This is a genomic window from Kitasatospora sp. NPDC051853 (assembly GCF_044452665.1).
In the GTDB taxonomy this organism is placed as follows: domain Bacteria; phylum Actinomycetota; class Actinomycetes; order Streptomycetales; family Streptomycetaceae; genus Kitasatospora.
In genome coordinates this window covers 108,028-128,267 of sequence record NZ_JBITBY010000005.1, presented here as the reverse complement: position 1 = coordinate 128,267, position 20,240 = coordinate 108,028, and the positions used below count along the sequence as shown (strand labels likewise).

Annotated in this window: 18 protein-coding genes; 14 read left to right on the top strand and 4 right to left on the bottom strand. The window is 73.0% G+C overall.

Annotation, left to right across the window (positions count from 1 at the left end; all coding sequences use genetic code 11):
• Positions 1–279: 279 nt before the first annotated feature.
• The 4 genes from ACIA8O_RS15960 to ACIA8O_RS15945 all read left to right on the top strand — a co-directional run bounded on the left by ACIA8O_RS15960 (position 280) and on the right by ACIA8O_RS15945 (position 3,215).
• Complete coding sequence (locus ACIA8O_RS15960) at positions 280–1,041, top strand: hypothetical protein (RefSeq protein ID WP_396294404.1); 762 nt, start codon at positions 280–282, stop codon at positions 1,039–1,041.
• 181 nt (positions 1,042–1,222) lie between these two features.
• Positions 1,223–1,714, top strand: a complete 492-nt coding sequence (locus ACIA8O_RS15955) for a hypothetical protein (RefSeq protein ID WP_396294403.1) — start codon at positions 1,223–1,225, stop codon at positions 1,712–1,714.
• A gap of 188 nt (positions 1,715–1,902) precedes the next feature.
• Complete coding sequence (locus ACIA8O_RS15950; RefSeq protein ID WP_396294820.1) at positions 1,903–2,655, top strand: glycosyltransferase family 2 protein; 753 nt, start codon at positions 1,903–1,905, stop codon at positions 2,653–2,655.
• 86 nt (positions 2,656–2,741) lie between these two features.
• Positions 2,742–3,215, top strand: a complete 474-nt coding sequence (locus ACIA8O_RS15945) for a hypothetical protein (protein WP_396294402.1) — start codon at positions 2,742–2,744, stop codon at positions 3,213–3,215.
• A 24-nt stretch (positions 3,216–3,239) separates the two neighbouring features.
• Here the strand turns inward: ACIA8O_RS15945 and ACIA8O_RS15940 are convergent, their stop codons facing one another.
• The 3 genes from ACIA8O_RS15940 to ACIA8O_RS15930 all read right to left on the bottom strand — a co-directional run bounded on the left by ACIA8O_RS15940 (position 3,240) and on the right by ACIA8O_RS15930 (position 6,654).
• Positions 3,240–3,845: an SMI1/KNR4 family protein gene (locus ACIA8O_RS15940; RefSeq protein WP_396294401.1), complete on the bottom strand. Its 606-nt coding sequence runs from the start codon at positions 3,843–3,845 to the stop codon at positions 3,240–3,242.
• Between the two features lie 4 nt (positions 3,846–3,849).
• Entirely contained in the window at positions 3,850–5,898 is a 2,049-nt protein-coding gene (ligA, locus tag ACIA8O_RS15935) for an NAD-dependent DNA ligase LigA (protein ID WP_396294400.1), read from the bottom strand.
• 114 nt (positions 5,899–6,012) lie between these two features.
• Positions 6,013–6,654, bottom strand: coding sequence for a TetR/AcrR family transcriptional regulator (locus ACIA8O_RS15930; RefSeq protein ID WP_396294399.1), 642 nt, complete (start codon positions 6,652–6,654; stop codon positions 6,013–6,015).
• A gap of 131 nt (positions 6,655–6,785) precedes the next feature.
• Between ACIA8O_RS15930 and ACIA8O_RS15925 the strand changes: the two genes are divergently transcribed.
• Both ACIA8O_RS15925 and ACIA8O_RS15920 read left to right on the top strand, forming a co-directional pair.
• Positions 6,786–7,817: a medium chain dehydrogenase/reductase family protein gene (locus ACIA8O_RS15925; RefSeq protein ID WP_396294398.1), complete on the top strand. Its 1,032-nt coding sequence runs from the start codon at positions 6,786–6,788 to the stop codon at positions 7,815–7,817.
• Positions 7,818–7,938: 121 nt separating this feature from the next.
• A complete protein-coding gene (locus ACIA8O_RS15920) occupies positions 7,939–10,245 on the top strand; it encodes a cellulose binding domain-containing protein (protein WP_396294397.1) in 2,307 nt (768 codons plus the stop codon).
• A 16-nt stretch (positions 10,246–10,261) separates the two neighbouring features.
• Here ACIA8O_RS15920 and ACIA8O_RS15915 read toward each other — a convergent pair whose 3' ends face one another.
• The gene (locus ACIA8O_RS15915; protein WP_396294396.1) at positions 10,262–11,041 is read right to left on the bottom strand and encodes an IclR family transcriptional regulator; all 780 of its coding nucleotides are present in this window, start codon (positions 11,039–11,041) and stop codon (positions 10,262–10,264) included.
• A gap of 120 nt (positions 11,042–11,161) precedes the next feature.
• Between ACIA8O_RS15915 and ACIA8O_RS15910 the strand changes: the two genes are divergently transcribed.
• From ACIA8O_RS15910 to ACIA8O_RS15875, 8 genes are read left to right on the top strand one after another with little or no spacing between them, the layout of a single operon-like run.
• Positions 11,162–12,502 (top strand): extracellular solute-binding protein, encoded by a 1,341-nt coding sequence (locus ACIA8O_RS15910; protein ID WP_396294395.1) that lies wholly within the window; start codon positions 11,162–11,164, stop codon positions 12,500–12,502.
• Positions 12,502–13,479, top strand: a complete 978-nt coding sequence (locus tag ACIA8O_RS15905) for a carbohydrate ABC transporter permease (protein WP_396294394.1) — start codon at positions 12,502–12,504, stop codon at positions 13,477–13,479. The genes ACIA8O_RS15910 and ACIA8O_RS15905 overlap by 1 nt, the downstream gene beginning before the upstream one ends.
• Positions 13,476–14,351: a carbohydrate ABC transporter permease gene (locus ACIA8O_RS15900; RefSeq protein ID WP_396294393.1), complete on the top strand. Its 876-nt coding sequence runs from the start codon at positions 13,476–13,478 to the stop codon at positions 14,349–14,351. Before ACIA8O_RS15905 ends, ACIA8O_RS15900 begins: the two co-directional genes overlap by 4 nt.
• Before the next feature lie 46 nt (positions 14,352–14,397).
• On the top strand, positions 14,398–15,321 hold the full coding sequence (locus ACIA8O_RS15895; RefSeq protein ID WP_396294392.1) for a 5-dehydro-4-deoxyglucarate dehydratase: 924 nt from the start codon (positions 14,398–14,400) through the stop codon (positions 15,319–15,321).
• Positions 15,321–16,577: a glucarate dehydratase family protein gene (locus ACIA8O_RS15890; protein WP_396294391.1), complete on the top strand. Its 1,257-nt coding sequence runs from the start codon at positions 15,321–15,323 to the stop codon at positions 16,575–16,577. Before ACIA8O_RS15895 ends, ACIA8O_RS15890 begins: the two co-directional genes overlap by 1 nt.
• A gap of 5 nt (positions 16,578–16,582) precedes the next feature.
• Positions 16,583–17,749 (top strand): hypothetical protein, encoded by a 1,167-nt coding sequence (locus tag ACIA8O_RS15885; protein ID WP_396294390.1) that lies wholly within the window; start codon positions 16,583–16,585, stop codon positions 17,747–17,749.
• Positions 17,746–18,567 (top strand): NAD-dependent epimerase/dehydratase family protein, encoded by an 822-nt coding sequence (locus ACIA8O_RS15880; protein ID WP_396294388.1) that lies wholly within the window; start codon positions 17,746–17,748, stop codon positions 18,565–18,567. Before ACIA8O_RS15885 ends, ACIA8O_RS15880 begins: the two co-directional genes overlap by 4 nt.
• Before the next feature lie 40 nt (positions 18,568–18,607).
• The gene (locus ACIA8O_RS15875) at positions 18,608–20,137 is read left to right on the top strand and encodes an aldehyde dehydrogenase family protein (RefSeq protein WP_396294387.1); all 1,530 of its coding nucleotides are present in this window, start codon (positions 18,608–18,610) and stop codon (positions 20,135–20,137) included.
• Positions 20,138–20,240: the final 103 nt, after the last annotated feature.

Below are 20,240 nucleotides of genomic sequence, written 5' to 3'. Positions count from 1 at the left end.
GTCTGTCGGGCTGTGGCGTGGGGGTGCCGGCCCGGGTGGAGGGTGGGGAATCGGTGGCTGCTCGTCAGATGGCCGTTCGGGCATGGGTTTTCTGCCCGGGAGGACCGGGGGCATTTCCCTCGGGGGCAGATATCGCCGGTCGCGCGTACCTGAAGGGCTGAGGTGTGGCCTTTTTCGGGGGCTGACCCGTCTTTTCGGCCGAGCGGTGCCACTAAGGTTCCGCCGTGCTGCCGAGTCGGTCGAAGCGGCGCGATGTACCCAGTTGATGAGGAGTTCGTGGTGAACGTTCGTAAGCCGGCTGCTGTGGCTGTTCTGATGTGTGCCGTTCTCGGGCTGTCGGCGTGCGGATCCGAGGCCAAGCCCGCTGCGGCTCCGGCGGCGTCCTCGCCGGCGGCCGGTGGCCAGGGCACTGCTCCGGCGGCGTCGCCGACTGCGGGTGGTGGCGCGCAGACCTCCGCTCCGGCGGCTGCTCCGACGGCGTCGGCGGGGGCGGGGGCTTCGAAGAGCGCGCCCGCCAACGGCGGGAAGCCGGCTGCCGATCTCCAGCCCTGCTACAGCGTGGAGAAGCAGAGCGACGCCAAGGCGCAGGTGATCGCCCTGGACACGAGCGCGAGCCCGCGGGTGACGGCGGTGCTGAAGATCACCAGCACGGCCGCGCAGGACTGCGTGATGTACGGCGGTCCGGACGTCCGGATCGAGAACGGTGCCCCCGTGTTCTCGAAGCTGAACACCGGTCAGCTCGGGACCGGCAGCTTTGGCAGCGACAAGAGCCACGGTGTGGTGCTGCGCAAGGGTGCGTCGCTGTTCCAGCCGCTGGCTTGGTGGGCCTCGCCGCCGGCTGCCGACACCCCGAACGCCGCGTGCACCACCGGCACGATGCTGGCGGTGTCCACGTCGGAGGAGGCCATGGTGCTGGACGCGCCGGTGAAGGACCTGCGGGTCTGCCCGGAGAAGCAGGAGGGGTCGGTGCAGGTCCGGATCGGCGTGCCGCAGGCGAGTGAGGCGGACGCGAAGGCGCAGCTGAAGAACGCCCCGAAGTAGCAAGCGCCGCACGTTCCTCCGGTGGACCTGCCTCGTCGTGGCAACGGGGCAGGTCCGGCTGCGGATGAGGGAACGGATCTTTCTGGGCGTCAGGTTCCTTGGAGGAGGGGTCCGGTAACCGGCTGGTGCCGGTACCGGTGGGTGAGGCAGGCTTCCGCCGGGAGAGGCGGGAGGGGGAGCGATGTCCGGGGTCGAGGAAGCGGTGGCCGGTCTGCGGTGGTCGGCGATCGAGCGGGCCGCCGGCCGTCACGTCGGCGCCGACCGGTTGATCGAGGCCGGGCTGGAGGCGCTGCTCGGTGGTGCGGACTGCCCGTCGCTGCGGTTGTTGGCGGGGCTGGGGCGGGCGGAGGAGGCGGAGGCCGCTGACCTCTTCGAGCGGGTTCTCGAGGAGCTCGGGCTGGTGTCGGGTCTGCCGGGTGACGAGGATCAGGCGCTGTGGGCGATGGCCCGCTGGTGGGCCGCGATGATCGTCGACGGGCGGCTCGATCCCCTGGAGGGAGCGGATCTGATCCTGTGGGGCGTCTTCGTGCCGCTGGGAGGGCCGGAGGAGCTCCGCGCGATCACGGACGGGGCCGTCGACCGTGAGCCGGGCCGGGTCGTTCCGGCCGAACGGAAGAGGGCGGACACCGTACGAGCTGCGCGGCTGTTGCTGGGGGGTGCGGAGGCGAGCTGATCACGGGGGTTCACGTGTGCGTCGGTGGTGGTCAGGGGCTTGGTACGGTTCTGGTGCACGTCGTGGCCGACGGCGCGGTGGCTGTCCTCGGTGGCGGGGGTGGGCAGCGGCAGCCCGGGTGGCCCTTGGCGGCGACGACCATGACGATTTCGATCTGAGCGAGGACTGCGGTGCTGGTTTCTGTGGTGATGCCGGTTCACAACTCGGCGGCCACGCTCGGGGCGTCGGTGCGCTCCGTGCTGGCGCAGACCCACGGGGACGTGGAGCTGCTGGTCACCGACGACGCGTCCACGGACGAGTCGATGGAGATGTTGCGGGAGCTGGCGCGCCAGGACGAGCGGGTGAAGCCGGAGGCCGCGCCAGGGCAGGGCGGGGCGGCGAAGGCGCGCAACCTGGCGTTGGCGCGGGCGCAGGGCGACTACGTGGCGTTCCTGGACAGCGATGACATGTGGCTGCCGGAGAAGCTGGAGAAGCAGCTGGCGTTCGCGGCCGAGGGGGATGCTCCGCTGACCTTCACCTCGTACTACAAGGTGGACGGGGACTACGTCGGCGAGGCGTGCGACTTCGTGCCGAACGGGCGGGTGGTCGAGGCGCGGGAGCGCGTGACGTACCGGGAGATGCTGCAGCAGGACCACATCGGGGCGCTGACCGCGATGTACGACCGGGCGGCGCTGGGGACGCGGCTGATGCCGGACATGCCGAAGCGGCAGGACTACGCGCTCTGGTTGGCGATCATGCGGGACGGGCGGCCCGCCCGGGGGCTGAAGGAGCCGTTGGCGGTCTACCGGGCCGGGCGGGCGGGGTCGCTGTCCTCGAACAAGCTGAACCTGGTGGGGCACAACTGGCGGCTGTACCGGGAGTTCGAGCACCTGTCGCTGATGCGGTCGACGCGGGCGCTGGCCGGGGCGGCGTGGCACTCGGTGCGGAAGTCCCGTATCTGACCTCGCGGTTCCGTGGCGGCCTGTCGGTTCTTCCGGCAGGCCGCCACGGCTGTTCGGGGCGGTGCCGCCGTGCCACGATGTCCGGCATGGGGCAACTGACGGTGCGTGGGCTGGCTCTGCCGGTGCTGTTGGGGGCCCTGCTGACCCAGGGCCGGTGGCGGCATCCGGGCCCGGCCGTGATGGCCGAGGTCATCCCGTGGTTCGAGGATCCGCTCTGCTTCCTGGGAAGTGCGGCGGAGATGGAGCGGGAGTCCCGGTCGATGGACATGTTCGCCGATGACCCGTCCTACGCCTTCTTCCGGGAGGCGCGGGGCAGTGCCCTCGACGGGCCGGTGGAGCTGCCCTGGTTGGACGTCGAGCAGGCGGTCCTCATCGCCGTGAACAGCAGGCCGGGCGACGACGTCGCCCTGGCGCTGGACTACCGGACCGACCCGTCGGACCCCCGCGTCGTGGGCAGTGACTTCTGGACGGACCCATGGCTGTGCAGCTGGCGCGTGGTGGCACCGGCCTTCTCCGTCTTCGCCGCCGACCTGGGGATCGGGCGCTCGACGGAGTGCTGAGACCGGCCCCGGGGTCTTGGCCGGCTACGGCTCCCGGCTGTCGGGGGACCTGGGCGCGTCGCCGTTCCAGTCGCCGGTGAAGTGCCAGAGGCGGCCGCGGTCCATCAGGATCTCGTCGGCCATGTGGTACTCGCCGGTGAGGAGCGAGACGAGGAAGGCGGCCAGGCCGCCGTCGAAGACGTCCCAGACCTCGATCTCCTGGAACCAGACGACCACCGGCCAGTTGTCGGGGTCCTGATCCTCCGTCAGCCAGAAGAAGTAGTTGCCGAAGGTGTCGCCGCCCCAGGAGAGCAGTCCGCCCGGGGCCGGGAACATCGGGTACGGGGGCGTCGGGGACGTCCGCTTCCGGAACTTGGGCTGTTCGTGGACGTACTCGACCTGGTCGCCGACGTCGGCGGTCGCCGCGATGACGGCCGCGAAGCCCTCCCCGTAGAAGTTCTTCCGGGACGGGCCGTGGATGCCGAGGTCCTCGCGGATGCGGATGGATCCGTAGGTGTCGATCAGCCGGCGGTAGTCGGAGGGGAAGCGCAGGTCAGGGTGGGCCTCCGGGGCCAGCTCCCACGGGACCGGTGCCGGGTGGTGGGTGGGCGGGCCGAGGAGTTCGGCGAGGCGGTGGGCGGCCGCGTTCATCGGCTCAGGCCTCGGGGAGGTGGTCGGCGACGAGCTCGGCGAAGCCCTCGGGGGCGAGGATGCGGATGCCGAGCTCTTCGGCCTTGGTGCGCTTGGAGCCGGCCTTCTCGCCCGCGACCAGGAGGGTGGTGCGCTTGGAGACGGAGGAGGAGGCCTTGCCGCCGGCGCGTTCGATGAGTTCGTTCATCTCGTTGCGGGAGAGGGCGGCGAGGGGGCCGGTCATGGAGCCGGTGACGACGACGGCCTCGCCGGAGAGGGGGCCGGTGTCTTCCACGGGGGAGGCGGGGGAGGCGGGGAGGACGGGCTCGGTGATCTGGGTGCCGACGTTCTGGGCCGTCAACTTGTCGAGGAGCGGGGCGAGTTCGAGGAGTTCGGCGGCGACGACGCGGGCCTTCTCGGTGCCGATGCCGGGGACCTGGGCGAGGGTGTCGGCGTCGGCGGCGCGGATGGCGGCGAGGGAGCCGAAGTGGGTGGCGAGGCGGCGGGACATGGTGCGGCCGGTGCCTCGGACGCCGAGGGCGCAGAAGACGCGGTTGAGGGCGGCGCCGCGGGCGGTCTCGATGGCGGCGAGGAGGTTGTCGGTGGAGGTCTCGCCCATGCGGTCGAGGGCGAGGAGTTGGTCGCGGGTCAGGGTGAAGAGGTCGGCGATGTCGGTGACCAGGCCCGATTCGACGAGCTGGACGGCGCGGGTGTGGCCGAGGCCCTCGATGTCGAGCTGGTCGCGGCCGGCGGCGTAGATGACGGAGGCGACGGCCTGGCAGTTGCGGCCGCGGACGCAGCGCCAGCGCTGCTCGGAGGTGTCGATCTCGTCGCCGCAGCGGGGGCAGGCGGTGGGGAAGACGATCGGGGTCTCGGTGCCGGTGCGCTGGTCGGCGAGGGGCGCCTCGACGCGGGGGATGACGTCGCCGGCGCGGTAGACGAAGACCTGGTCGCCGAGCATCAGATCGCGGCGGGTGATGTCGGCGGGGTTGTGGAGGGTGGCGTAGGTGACGGTGACGCCGTCGATGACGACGGGCTCCAGGACGGCGCGCGGGGCGATGATGCCGGTGCGGCCGACGTTCCACTCCACCTCCAGCAGGCGGGTGACCTTGTGCTCGGCGGCGAGCTTGCGGGCGACGGCCCAGCGCGGGGCGCGGGAGCCGGAGCCGGCCTGGTGGCGGTCGGCGGCGGTGTCGGCCTTGACCACCACGCCGTCGATGCCGAAGGGGAGGGCGCTGCGCAGGGCGGCGATCTCGTCGATGCGCTGCTGGACGGCGTCCAGGGTCTCGCAGCGGAGCGGGGCGGCGGCGGTGGTCGCGGCGGTGTTGGCGCCGAGCACGGCGAGCGAGGCGAGCAGGTCGCTGTGCGAGAGGTCGAGGTCGAGGCCGATGGCGTCGTAGGCGAAGAAGGTGAGCTCGATCCGGTAGGGGCGGTCCTTGGCGCGGAGCGTCCCGGCGGCGCCGCTGCGCGGGTGGGCGAAGGCGGGGGCCTCGTGGGCGAGGCGGATCCGGTTCGCCTCCTCGAACTGGGCGGTGGTGAGCAGGACTTCACCGCGCAGCTCGACGTCGATCGGCTCGCTGAGGACGGCGGGCAGGCCGAGGATCGTGTCGGCGGCGTGGGTGATGTCCTCACCGGCCAGGCCGTCTCCCCGGGTGAGCATCTGCACCAGCTTGCCGCCCTGGTAGCGGGCGGCCATCGCGAGGCCGTCGAGCTTGGGCTCCACGCACCAGGCGGCCACCGGGCGGCCGAGGCGGCGCTCCAGGCCGGCGGCCCAGTCGCTGAGCTCCTCTGCGTCGAAGACGTTGTCGAGCGAGAGCATCGGGACCGAGTGCGGCACGTCCCCCTGAACGGCGCCGCCGGCCACCTTGCCGGTGGGGGAGTCGGGCAGGACCTCGGCGGGGTGCTCGTCCTCGTAGGCGGTGATGGCGCGCAGCAGGGCGTCGTACTCGTCGTCGCCGAGCGGCGTGGTGCCGTCGGTGTAGTACGCGGCCGAGGCGGTGACCGCGGTGGCGACCGCGTCGGCGTAGTCGGCGGGGGAGAGCAGCGGCGAGGTGGTGTCCGTCATGGGAACCATCATCCTGACCAGCACTGACAATCGAGCGGAGCGCGCACCGGCGGCGGGGCGGCGCTGGAGTTGCGGGCGTGGGACGTGTTCTGACGAGGCTTCATCCGGCGGCCTCCGCAGCGGTCAACCGGCCGCGAGGGCCTCGGCCTCGGCGGTGTAGAGCTCAGCGGGGTCGAAGCCCATGCCGGTGAAGTGGCCCGCGAGTTCGAGGGAGAGCACGCCGTGCAGGCGGGTCCAGAAGGTGAGGGCGCGGCGGAGGGCCGAGGGCGGGGCCGGGTGCTCTCCGGCCCAGGTCCGGTGTTCGGCCAGGTGCCGGTCGAGCGGGGTGGGCGGCGTGGCGGGGGGTTGCGCGGCGGTGTGGGCGTCGAGGAGGACCGTCATGATCTCGGCGGCGATCTGCGTGGTGGCCTCGGGGGCGTGGTAGCCGGGCACGGGGGTTCCGTAGATCAGGAAGTAGCGCTGGGGGTCGGCCAGGGCCCAGTGGCGCAGGGCGTGGGCGAGGCCGACGAGGTCGGCGCCGGCCTCGGCGGCCTCCTGGACGGCGTCCGCCATGCTGCGGTAGGCGTCCTTGACGAGTTCGCTGATCAGCTCGTCGCGGTTGGCGAAGTACCGGTAGAGGGCCGGTCCGCTCATGCCCATCTGCTTGGCGATGGCGTTGAGGGAGAGGGCGGAGGCCCCGGCGGCGGCGATCTGCGTCCAGGCGTGCTGCTTGATCTCTTCCTGCACCTGCGCGCGGTAGCGCTCCCGCGGCGTCTTGGTGTCCACGTCGTTGCTCCCGGGGTTGCGGATCGTCAGTTCAGTTAGAGGTTATCACTGGAGCTCTTGACTCTCACTCGGCCCGTGCGTTAGAACTTGTAACGAACGCGAAAGCATCTACCGAGAAGGTCGTGAGGATCATGGGAAACGCACAGCTCGTCGAGGTCGTCCTGCCCGGCGTCGTTGCTCCGGAGGGCCTGCAGATCCGTCAGGGAGTCGTCCCGGCGGCCGGTCCGGGGCAGGTCGTGATCGCGATGGAGGCGACCGGCGTGTCGTTCGCCGAGCAGCAGATGCGCCGTGGGCGGTACTACGACCAGCCGCCGTTCCCGTTCGTGCCGGGATACGACCTGGTGGGCCGGGTCCTGACGACCGGTCAGGGCGTGGATCCGGGCCTGGCGGGTCGGCGGGTGGCCGCGCTGGTGAAGGTGGGCGGGTGGGCCAGCCACGTGGTGGTCGATGCCAGGGACGCGGTCGAGGTCCCGGACGGCCTCACGGCGGAGGAGGCCGAGACCGCGGTGCTCAACGGGATCACCGCCTGGCAGATGCTGCACCGCAAGGCCCGGGTGCGCGCCGGGCAGACCGTGCTGGTGCACGGCGCGAGCGGCGGCGTGGGCTCCGTCCTGGTCCAACTCGCCCGCGCGGCAGGCGTGAAGGTGATCGGTACCGCCTCCGTCCGGCACCACGACAGCCTGCGCGAGCGGGGGGTCGTCCCGGTCGACTACCGCGCGGACGACGTGCCCGCCCGGGTCCGGGAGCTGGCGCCCGGCGGCGTGGACGCCGTCTTCGACCACCTCGGCGGCCGGAGCGTCATCGACTCCTGGCGCCTGCTCGCCCCCGGCGGGACCCTGGTCGCCTACGGAAGCGCCTCCACCCGTGACGACACCGGCTCCAAGCAGTGGCCCGTCCTGAAGATCCTCGGCCGCACCTGGCTGTGGAACGCCCTGCCCAACCGGCGCCGTGCCCACTTCTACAACATCTGGGCCGGCCGCGCCCTGAGCGCGGCCCGCTTCCGTGCCCGGCTGCGGGCCGACCTCACCGAGGTCTTCGCCGCCGTGCTCCGGGGCGAGGTCGCCGCCCCCGTCGCCGCGACCCTGCCGCTCGCCCAGGCCGCCGAGGCGCTGCGCCTCGCCGAGTCGAGCACCGTCACCGGCAAGATCGTCCTCACTCCCTGAGGCGTCCGCGCTGTCCACATATATGGACAGTGAATTTATTTCCGCCTCCTGTCTTGACCTGTGGAGGACTGCTCTACACCATGAGGGCCATCCCTTTCCCCCACATCAGGGAGGAACTACCTTGCCCAGCAAGCCCCTTGGGGCCCTCATGTCCGCGGCGGCCCTCGCCGGCACGGCCGCCCTGCTGCTCTCCTTCGGGCCGGCCGCCCAGGCCGGCGCCACTGCCGCTCCCGGCGGCCTGGACCTGTCCGCGGCCAACCGCCGTGCCCCGATCCCCGGGCTCTACGACTGGTCGAAGGCCGGGTACCGGGGCGGCGCCGACCTGCCCGGGCCGGCCCAGACCACCCCGGACGCCGCCTGCCAGATCACCGCCGCCGAGCTGGCCGCCCAGTTCGGCGTGAAGTCGGACGACGGGGCCGACGACACCGCCGGTCTGCAGCGGGCGATCGACCAGATCCGCACCGGATGCTCCCCGGCCGCCGGGTACGACCGGCTGTCACTGATCACGCTGCCCGCCGGGGTGCTCAACGTGTCCCACCAGATCGGCGTGGACGCCGACTTCCTGACGATCCGTGGAGCGGGCAGCGGCGCGGGCGGTACCCGGATCGTCTTCCGGCCGGACGCCGACACGCGCTACGACACCCTGACCGAGGACGGTTCGGACTGGGACGAGGACGGCATGACCTCGGGTTCGGCCAAGGGCGGCTGGATGTGGCCGGGCCGCGGGGTCTTCCGGGTCCAGTCCCGGGCGGTGCACTCGGGTTACGCCTCCGAGTACGCGGCCGCCGCCGCCAACCGCAAGGACCTGTTCGAGGGGACGGTCAACGTCCACTGGAAGGCGGGCCTGAAGCTCCGTGAGAAGGCGGGCGGGGCGGGCTTCGCGGCCCGGACCGGGGACACCGTGGTCCCGCTGGCGACCGGCAGTCCGCTCACCGGGCTCCAGGTCGGCGGGTTGGTGAACATCCGGGCCGCCAACTCGCTGAAGTTCTACGCCGAACAGGACATCCGGCCGGGCGACGGCACGCTCCAGAACATCCACATGCGGCAGCAGATCTTCACCGTGACCGCGATCGACTCCACCAACCGGACCGTCACGCTGAACAAGCCGCTGGAGTACGACGTCCCGGTCGACTCCGTCTCGGACGGCTCCGCGCCGATCGACGGCGCGGCGTACGCCTCGAAGGCCTCCCCGATCGTCGACCCGGTGCTCGGCGTGGGCCTGGAGGACTTCGCGCTGACCCAGGACGAGCCCGGGCTGAGCGCCGCCGACGCCGTGCACAACTACGGCAACATGTCGCCCACCGAGGCCATCCACGGCATCGTCCTCAAGTGGGCGGCCGACTCCTGGGTGCGCGGGGTGCGGACCGAGATGACCGGCTCGCACCCGATCGTCACGGAGGAGGCCTACCACGTCCAGATCGTGAACAACCAGCTCGACGGGTCGTGGAACAAGGGCAAGGGCGGCAACGGCTACTTCCGCGGCTCCCGGGTCTGGGACTCCCTCTACGCCGGCAACACCTCCCGGAACCTGCGGCACTTCACCTTCCAGTGGTCCGCCTCGGGCAACGTCGCGATCGGCAACGACTTCGACTCCGACCTGAACCTGCACGGGGGGTGGGAGCGCAACAACCTCTTCGAGCTGAACACGGTGGCGGTGCCGTACGACCACCGCTCCGCCAACTGCCGTGCCAACTGCGGGGAGGAGGGCGGGGGAGGCACCGACGCCTCCACCTGGTACCCGGTCTGGTGGGCCGCCGGGAAGAAGGCCGTGAAGTGGTCGGGCTCCAGCGGGCCGCGCAACGTCTTCTTCGGCAACACCATGACCAAGCAGACCACGGCCGGTGCGGCGTACACGCCGTACTACGCGGACAAGCAGCGGATCTACCAGTTCGGCTGGAGCGGGACCGCCTGGAAGCACCTGGACACGGGTGGGACGGCGATCCCGGACTGGGCGGGCCGTGAGCAGCTCGACTACACCGGCGGACACGGCGTCGACGCGAGCCGGACCGACGGTGGGCCCTCGCTGTTCCTGAAGACCATCGGCAGCTCGACCCCGACCCCGACCCCGACCCCGACCCCGAGCCCCACACCGAGTCCGAGCCCGAGTCCGAGCCCGTCGCCGTCCACTCCGCCCACCGGCTGCCTGACGGCCCGGACGGTGAAGTCCTCGACCTGGAGCTCGGGTTACGGCATGGACGTGTTCGTGAAGAACAACTGCGCTGCCGCCCGCCAGGGTTGGACGGTGGAGTTCGACCTCCCGGCGGGCACCACCGTGTCGTCGAGCTGGTCCGCCGTCAGGACGCAGAGCGGACAGCACCACACCTTCACCAACGTGGGCTGGAACGCCACCATCGCCCCCGGAGCCGAGCAGGGCTTCGGGTTCAACGCCGCCGGGACGGGTCTGCCCACCGCGCTGACCGCGCGGTGACCCGGGCCCTGCGCCGTCAGCGGATGCCGTGACGGCGCAGGGTGGTGGCCAGGGCGGTGGCGTGCGACGTCACCGCCCTGGCCACCCGCGCGACCTCCTTGTCGGTCGCCGCGGCCGCCGGCATGGAGCAGCTCAGTGCGTCGGTGGCCGGGATGCGGTAGGGCACGGCGGCCGAGACGCAGGTGACGCCGACGGTGCCCTGTTCGCGCTCCAAGGCCCAGCCCCGGTCCCGGACTTCGGCCAGTGTCGCGTCGAGTGCGGCCCGGTCGGTGATGGTCTGCGGGGTGTAGGCGGGCAGCTCGCCGGGGAGCAGGGCGTCCACCTCCTGCTCGGTGAGGTCGGCGAGCAGTGCCTGGCCGAGGGCGGTGAGGTGGACGGGCAGCCGGCGGCCGACCCGTGAGACGGCGCGGACGTTCTCGCGCGAGTCGCGGGTGGCGAGGTAGAGGACGTAGGCGTCGTCGCGGCGGGCGAAGTGCACGGTGTAGCCGATCTCGTCGCGTAGTGCCTCCAGTGCCTCCTGGGCGTACGGCAGGGCCGGGTCGCGGTCGAGGTAGGCGGTGCCGGAGAGCAGTGCGTGCGGGCCGACGCCGAAGGCGGAGCCGGTGTCGTCGGCCTCCACCCACTTGAGCTCCCGCAGGGTCCTGACCAGTGCGTGCAGGCTGCTGCGCGGGTAACCGAGGCGCTCCTGCAGGTCGTTGACGGTGAGTCGGGTGGGCGAGGCGGCGAGGGTCTCCAGGATGCGCACGGTGCGTTCCGCGGACTTCACCGTCGCGGCCTCGGGCTGGCCAGTGGCCATCGGTTCTCCATCCACATCCGTGTACCGGGACTGTTGACTCGCATCGTACAGCTGCCCTACTTTCACCTGGCAAGGTTCCACAGACACAGATCTCGTCCACATATGTAGACAGGAACGCCGATGCTCAGCAGAGCCGCACGAGCCTTCGCCGTCTCCCTCGCCGTCACCTTCGCGCTGAGCTCCGTGGCCGCCTGCGGCAGTGACGGAGCAGGGGACACCGCGTCCGGCGACGACAGGGCCCCGCTGGAGATCTGGGTGCGCAAGCCCCCGGGCTCCAACACCGAGAAGACCCACCAGAAGCTGGCCGCCGACTTCACCGCCGCCACCGGTGTCCCGGCCCGCGTCACCGCGCTGTTCGACGACTTCGAGACCAAGCTGCAGCAGGCCGCCGCGCAGAAGAAGCTGCCGGACCTGATCGTCAACGACACCGCGCAGCTGGGCACCCTGGTCAAGCAGGGCCTGGTCCGCCAGGTCGACAAGGGCGGGCTGGCCGGCGGGGACCAGCTGATCCCGCAGGCCTGGGACGCCGCCCGGGCCGCCGACGGCAAGTACTACGGCGTGCCGTTCTCCGCGCAGACCTTCGCCCTGCTGGTCCGCAGGGACTGGCGGGAGAAGCTCGGCCTCGCGCAGCCCACCAGCTGGGACCAACTCGACGCCCTGGCGAGCGCGTTCACCACCGGCGACCCGGACGGCAACGGCAAGGCCGACACCTACGGCTACGTCGTCCCCGGCAGCACCAAGCGCGGCTACCTGGACTGGTACGCCTCCAGCTTCCTGTGGTCCGCGGGCGGTGACTACTTCACCGGTGAACCCGGCAGCCTCAAGCCGGCGATCGCGGGCGAGCGGTCGGTGGCGGCCGTCGAGCGGCTGAAGAAGCAGTTCTGCACCGACAGGAGCGTGGTCCCCGGCGCGGTCACCGCCGAGACCACCCAGGCGCACCCGCTGTTCGAGACCGGCAAGGGCGGGATCTACCTGACCGGGCCGTACAACATGGCCCGGTTCGACAAGAGCCTCGGCAAGGACAAGTACGAGGTGGTGCCGCTGCCCGCCGGGCCCGGCGGCAGGAGCGCGGTGCTCGCGGAGGGCGAGAACGTCTACCTGATGGCGGGCTCGAAGAACCCCAAGGGCCAGCAGAGGTACGCCGAGTACCTGGCCGGTCCGGCCGGCCAGCGGACCGGCATGGCGGGCGACACCGACGGCACCGTGGTCCGCCTCCCGGTGAACCGGACCGTCGACCTGGCGGCCGAGCGCACCGACGCCCGCTGGCAGGTGTTCGACAAGGTGTACCGGGAGGCCGGACGCTACGCCCCGGCGGTGCCCGAGTGGACCCCGTTCCGGCAGGCCTCGGCGGAGACGCTGAACGCCGTGGTCGCCGACTGCGGCTCCGACCCCAAGGCCGCGCTCGACAAGCTCGCCTCGACCTTCGCGGCGGAGCTCAAGAAGCAGGGGGCCGGCTCCTGATGGCGGCCACCGGCGTGGACCGCGCACCGAGGCCCGCCCCCGCCGGCCGGAGCCCCCGCCCGGCGGGGGCGCTGCCCGGGCGGCCGGCCCGCCGGTGGTACCGGCGGGCGAGCCTCACCCTGGTCCCCTGGCTGTTCCTGGCCCCCGCGCTCCTCCTCTTCGCGCTGTTCAAGTTCCTCCCCGCCGGCCGGGCGGTCGCGATGAGCTTCCACGAGGTGCGTCCCTACCTGGGCGACCGCTGGGTGGGGGCGGAGAACTACCGTCAGGTGCTCACCGACGACGCCTTCCTGACGGCGGTCTGGCACACCGTGCTGCTGGCGGTGGGTCAGACCGGCGGCTCGGTGCTGGTCGGCCTGGCGCTGGCGCTGCTGCTGGAGGGCCAGGCCCGGCACCTCTGGTTCGTCCGCACGGCCGTCTTCCTGCCGGCCGTCGCCGCCATGGCGGTGGTCGCCGAGGTCTGGCGGATCCTCTACTACCCGGCGGCCGACGGGGCGGTGAACACCCTGCTGGGCTGGCTCGGTTCGGGGCCCTCGCAGTTCCTCAACAGCGAGGACAGCGCCCTCGGTTCGGTGATGGCGGTCGGGATCTGGCGCGGCGCCCCCTACGACATGATGATCTTCCTGGCGGCGCTGGCCGGGGTCGACCGGACCCTCTACGAGGCGGCCGCGGTGGACGGCGCGGGCGTCCGGCGCCGGGTGTGGCACGTGACGCTGCCCGCGCTGCGCCCCGCCTTCGCGATCCTGGTCACCCTCGCGGCGATCCGGGGGCTGCGGGTCTTCACCGAGATCTTCCTGCTCACCAACGGCGGGCCCGACGGCTCGACCGACGTGGTGATGACACTGATCTACCGGCTCGGCCTGGAGCGCAACGAACTCGGCGTCGCGGCCGCCGGATCCGTGGTGCTGCTGGGCGCGACCGTGGTCCTCACACTGGCCGTCCGCGCCCGCCGGGGCGGGAACGGAAGGGAGTCGCAGTGAACGCCGAACGGACCGGCCGCAGGGCCCGGGTCACGGACACCGCGCTGGGGCTGGACTCCCTGAGGGGGCCGGTGAGTTGGGCGGCGCGGGGCGTCCTGTACCTGGCCCTGGTGCTGGTCTTCGCCGGGCCGCTGCTGGCCCTGGTCTCCAGCGCCTTCTCCGAGGTCACCGACCCGACCTCGCTCACCCTGCTCCCCACCCACCCGACCCTGGCCAACGTCCGGGCCGCCGTCGACCGCGACGTCCTGCTCTACCTCACCAACTCCTTCCTGGTGGTGGGCGGCGGACTGCTGCTGCAGATCGCGGTCAGCGTCAGCGCGGCCTACGCCCTGGCCCGCAAGCGGTTCCGCGGCATGCACCTGGTGCTGCTGCTGGTGCTCAGCACGATGATGCTGCCGGAGGAGGTGCTGGCCATCCCGCTCTCCCTGGTGCTCTCCGACCTGAACCTGGTGGGCAGCCTGTTCGGGATGATCCTCCCGGTCGGGGCCTGGGCCTTCTCCATCCTGGTCACCGCCGAGTTCATGAAGGAGATCCCGGTCGAACTCGAGGAGGCGGCCCGCCTGGACGGCGCCGGCGACCTGCGGATCTTCTGGTCCGTCATCCTCCCGCTCTGCCGCCCCGCCCTGGGCGTGATCGGCATCTTCGGCTTCACCATGATCTGGGACCAGTACCTGCTCCCGCTGCTGGTGGCCACCGACGCCCGGCAGTTCACCCTGCCCATCGCGCTGCGCACGCTGCGCGCCGACGAGGAGGTCGGGATCGGCGTGCTGCTCGCCTCCTCGCTGCTCGCCCTGCTGCCCAGCGTGCTGGTGTTCCTCGCCATGCAGCGGCAGTTCATGCGCGGCCTCACCTCCGGCGCCGTCAAGGGCTGACGCACCCTCACCCCACCAACCGGCACCACCGACCCAAGGAGACCCCATGTACTCGAACGGGCTGCTGTCCTTCCCGCTGACCCCGTTCACCGCGGACGACACCGTCGACCTCCCGGCCTTCGCCGAGCACGTCGAGCGGCAGGTCGCGGCCGGACCCGACGCGCTCTTCGTCGCCTGCGGCACCGGCGAGTTCACCGCCCTCTCGCACGCCGAGTACCGGGACGTGGTGAGCACCGCGGTCAAGGTGGCCGGCGGCCGCCTGCCGGTGCTGGCCGGCTGCGGTGGCGGACCGCGCGCCGCCCACGAGTTCGCCCGCACCGCCGCCGAGGCCGGTGCCGACGGCCTGCTGCTGCTGCCGCCCTACCTGGTCTCCGCGCCGCCCAGCGGCCTGGTCGACCACGTCCGCTACGTCGCCGGTGCCACCGACCTGCCGGTCACCGTCTACCAGCGCGCCACCGCCGTGCTCGACGAGGCGGCGGCCGTCGCCCTGCTGGACATCCCCACCGTGGCCGGCATCAAGGACGGCCGCGGCGACGTCGACCACATGCTGCGCCTGGTCACCGCCGTCCGGTCCAGCGGCCACCCCCGGGCCGCCGCGTTCGGCTTCCTCAACGGCCTGCCCACCGCCGAACTCTCCGTCCAGGCCTACGAGGCGATCGGCGTGGGCAGCTACTCCTCCGCCGTCCTGTGCTTCGCCCCGGAGATCGCCACCGCCTTCAACCGGGCCGTGCGCGGCGGCGACCAGGCCACCGTGCAGCGGCTGCTCAGCGAGTTCTACCTGCCGTTCGTCGCCCTGCGCGACAAGGTCCCGGGCTACGCGGTCGCGCTGGTGAAGGCCGGGGCCCGGCTCTCCGGCCTCGACCTCGGCACCGTCCGCCCCCCGCTGGTGGACCCCACGCCCGAGCACCTGGAGCAGCTGGCCGGCATCCTGGCCCGCGGCCGCGCCGCCCTCACCGCCGCGGCCGCCTGATGCGCGTCCGCGCGGTGACCGTCACCCCGGTCGCCTTCCCCGACCCGGCGCTGCTCAACTCGGCCGGTGTGCACCAGCCCTGGGCGCTGCGCGCGATCGTCCAGGTGGACTGCGGCGACGGCCTCACCGGCCTCGGCGAGACCTACGGCGACGCCTCCCACCTGGAGCTGCTGCGCACCGTCGCACCCGCCCTGGTCGGCCTCGACCCGTTCCACACCAACGACCTGCTGCGCCGGACCACCCGGGCGCTCGGCGGCACCGACGCGCCCGACCGCCACGGCCTGACCGGCGGCTCCAGCCCGCAGAAGACCGCGCTCAAGGTGGTGAGCCCGTTCGAGGTCGCCTGCCTGGACCTCCAGGGCCGGATCACCGGCCGACCGGTGGCCGACCTGCTGGGCGGCCCGGTCCGCGACGAAGTCCCGTACTCCGGCTACCTGTTCTACAAGTGGGCGGGCCACCCGGGCGCGCCGGAGGACGAATGGGGCCCGGCGCTCGACCCGGACGGGATCGTCGCCCAGGCCCGCCTGATGGTCGACCGGTACGGCTTCGGCTCGCTCAAGCTCAAGGGCGGCGTCCTCCCGCCGGAGCAGGAGATCGAGGCGATCCGGGCGCTGCGCGAGGCCTTCCCCGCCCACCCGCTCCGACTGGACCCCAACGCGGCCTGGACGGTGGAGACTTCGCGCAAGGTCGCGGCCGACACGGCCGGCCTGCTGGAGTACCTGGAGGACCCGACCCCGGGCATCCCCGGGATGGCCGAGGTCGCCCGGGAGGCACCGATGCCGCTGGCCACCAACATGTGCGTGGTCACCCCCGAGGACCTCGCCCCGGGCTTCGCCGCGGGGGCGGTCGGGGTGGTGCTCGCCGACCACCACTACTGGGGCGGGCTGCGCCGCTCGGCCGAACTCGCCGCGATCTGCCGCACCTGGGGCGTCGGCGTCTCCATGCACTCCAACAGCCACCTGGGCATCAGCCTGGCCGCCATGACCCACCTCGGCGCGGCGCTGCCCGAACTCGGCTACGCCGCCGACACCCACACCCCCTGGCAGCTCGGCACCGACGTGGTCGCCGACCCGCTGCCCATCGTCGACGGCGCGGTGCGCGTCCCCGACGGGCCCGGGCTGGGCGTCGAGCTCGACCCCGACGCGCTGGCCCGCCTGCACGAGAACTACCGGCGCTGCGGGATCCGCGAGCGCGACGACACCGCCTACCGGCAGCAGTTCGAGCCCGACTTCCGCAAGAGGCGGCCCCGTTGGTGAACCAGGTGAACCACCCGACCGTCTCCGTCCACGCCTACCCGTGGGACGTCCTCGGCGACCCCGGCCTCGCCGACCGCTTCCGCGCCACCGGCGCCGATGCCGTCACCCTCGCCCTCAGCTACCACTCCACCCGGGCGGCCACCCCGCTCCACCCGGAGCGCTCCTTCGTCGACGCCCGGTACGCCGCGCTCTACCGGCCGCTGCGGCCCGGGGCCTGGGCCGGCCACCGGCTCACCCCGCTCACCGCGGACTGGATGGCGCAGCCCGACCCGGCCGGCGCGGCGGTCGAGGTCCTCGCGGCGGAGGGGATCCCGGTCAACGCCTGGATCGTCCTCGCCCACAACTCCCGCCTCGGCTACCTGAACCCGGCCGTGTCGGTGGTCAACTGCCACGGCGAGCGCTACCCGTACGCGCTCTGCCCGTCCCACGAACCGGTCCGGCAGTACTGCGCGACCCTGGCCGCGGAGGCCCTGCACGGCCTGCCGGGCGAGGCGGTCCGGACGGTGTCGCTGGAGTCGGCGGGCCAGCTCGGCGCCGTCCACCTGGGATGCCACGAGAAGAGCGACGGCGCCTACCCGCCGGAGGCCCTGCGGGCGCTCTCCGTCTGCTGCTGCGGGGCCTGCCGGTACGGCTGGCGCCGGCACGGCCTGGACGAGGAGAAGACGGTGGAGCTGCTGCGCCGCAGCGCCCGGGGCGGCGGTCCGCTGCCGGAGGAGACCGCGGCCGCGCTGCTGGCGGTCCGTCAGGCGGCCACCGACGGACTGCTCGGACGGGTGACGGCCGCGGTCCGGGCCGCGGTACCCGGGGCGTCGATCACCCTGCACGCCCACCCGGACCCGTGGGCCACCGGCCCCTCACCGGGCCTGACCGCGAGCGCGGCCGGCCAGGTCGACACCCTGCTGGTGCCGTGCTGGCCGACCGGGGAGGCCAGTGCCGAGCTGGTCCGCGCGGCGGCCGCCACGGGCACCGCCGTCGACGCCTACGTCACCGCGCTCCCGCCCGCCGACCCCGACGCCTTGGCCGGCCACGTCCGGCGCCTGCGCGAAGCCGGCGCGACCCGGCTCAGCCTCTACCACCTCGGCCTGCTGCCGGGGCACCGTCAGCACCTCCTGGCCGCGCTGGCCCAGGAGTTCCGATCGACTCCCGCCCGACCGGAGGGCCCACCGCGATGACCGAGCCCCGCACCGTCCTGCTCACCGGCGCCGCCGGTGGTGTCGCCGCCCACCTGCGGGCCCGGCTGCCCGCGCTGGGCCACCGGCTGCGCCTGGCGGACGTCCGGCCCCTGACCGACGCACCCGAGTCCCTCGCCTTCGACCTGCGCGACCCGGACGCCGTCCGCGAGGCCGTGCACGGAGTGGACGCCGTGGTCCACCTCGGGGGGATCTCCCTGGAGGACACCTTCGAGAACGTCCTCGGCGCCAACGTCCAGGGCACGTACCACCTCTACGAGGCCGTCCGGGCGGAGGGCGTCCGCCGGGTGGTGGTGGCCGGCAGCAACCACGCGGTCGGGTTCACGCCGCTGCCCGCCCCGGGGAGCGGCGAACTGATCGGCGCGGACGCGCCGCCGCGGCCCGACACCAACTACGGCCTCTCCAAGGCCTTCGCCGAGAACCTCGCCTCGTTCTACGCGGACCGGTACGGCATCGAGACGGTGACCATCCGGATCGGGTCCTGCTTCGAGCGGCCCCGCTCGGTCCGGATGCTCTCCACCTGGCTGAGCCCGGGCGACTGCGCCCGCCTGGTGCACGCCGCGCTCACCGCCCCCCTCGCGCCCCCGCTCGCCCGACACACCGTCGTCAACGGCATCAGCGCCAACACCCGCGCCTGGTGGGACCTGAGCACGGCCCGCGCGCTCGGCTACCGGCCGCAGGACGACGCCGAGGAGTACGCGGAGAAGCTGCTGGCCGAGTACGGCCCGCTCGACCCCGGCCATGTCGACGCCCGTTTCGTCGGCGGCCACTTCACCGAGATGGCTCCCCCGCTCAGCTGACGGATTCCCGGTGCGAGCACCGGCGAGGAGAGGAAACACGATGGAAGGCACAGCAGTTCGGCGCGAGCCGGTCCGTACCCACGACCCGAGGAGCGGGGCGTCCGGGGCCGTGGTGGCGCTGGAGGCGGGGCCGGCCGAGGTCGACCGGGCCGTCCGGGCCGCCGCCGCGGCCCTCCCCGCGCTGGCCGACCGCGCGGTGCGGGCCGCGCTGCTGCGCGCAGCCGCCGGGCGCCTGGACGCGGCGGCCGAGCAGGTGGTCGCCGCCGCCGAGGCCGAGACCGCGCTCGGCCCGGCCCGGCTGGCCGGTGAACTCGCCCGTACCACCTACCAGTTGCGGGCCTTCGCGGAGCAGGTGGAGCGGGGTGCCTTCCTGGACGTGGCGATCGACCACGCCGACCCCGCCCTGAACCGCCCCGACCTGCGCCGGATGAAGGTCCCGCTCGGCGTGGTCGCGGTCTTCTCGGCCGGCAACTTCCCGCTCGCCTTCAGCGTGCCCGGCGGCGACACCGCCAGTGCCCTGGCGGCCGGCTGCCCGGTGGTGGTCAAGGCCCACCCGGACCACCCGGCCACCAGTGAGCTCTGTGCGGGTCTGCTGCGCGAGGCGGCGGCCCGACTCGGCCTGCCGGAGGGGGTGGTGGGCCTGGTGCACGGCTTCGCCGCCGGTCCCGAACTGGTCCGCCACCCGCTGGTGGCGGCGGTCGGCTTCACCGGTTCGGTGCGCGGCGGGCGGGCGCTGCACGACATCGCCGCCGCCCGGCCGGTACCGATCCCCTTCCACGGCGAGCTCGGCTCGCTCAACCCGGTGGTGGTCACCGAACGGGCCGCCGCCACCCGGGCGGAGGAGATCGGCGCCGGGCTCGCCGCCTCCTTCACGCTCGGCAGCGGGCAGTTCTGCGTCAAGCCCGGCCTGGTCCTGGTCCCGGCCGGGGCGGACCGACTGGAGGAGGCGGTGGTCGCGGCGGCCGCCGCGACCGGGGCGGGGCCGCTGCTGGACCGCCGGATGCGGGAGGCGTTCCTGACGGGTGTCGGGCGCCGGGCCGCGGTGCCGGGCGTCAGGGTGCTGCTGGCCGCCGGCCCGGCACCGGTCGAGGGGGTCGGTCTCGCGGTCCGCGCCGGGGTGCTGGCGGTGGACGCGGCGGAGCTGACCGAGGAGCTCCGGGAGGAGTGCTTCGGCCCGGTGACCGTCCTGGTCCGCTACCGGGACCGGGCCGAACTGGAGTCGGTGTTGGGGAGCTTGGCCGGCAATCTGACGGCGACCGTGCAGTTGGCCGCCGACGAACGCGGCCCCGAGGCGGCCGCCCTGCTGGAGCGCCTGCGCCCGCTGGCCGGCCGGCTGGTGGTGGACCAGTGGCCGACCGGCGTCGCGGTCGCCCCCGCCATGCACCACGGCGGCCCGTACCCGGCCACCACCTCCGGGGCCACCTCCGTCGGTGCCACCGCGGTCGAGCGCTGGCTGCGCCCGGTGGTCTACCAGAACACCCCGCCCGAACTGCTCCCGCCGGAGCTGCTGGACGGCAACCCGCTCGGTGTCCCGCAGCGCGTCACCGGCGCCATACCGCCTGGTCGGTGAGGGGGTCAAGTGCTACGGGTGGTCGGGTAATTGAACGGTTTCGGTCGTTATTGGACACGGATTGATCAAGATCCTGAGGTAAGCATGGCCTTTTTTGGCGGCC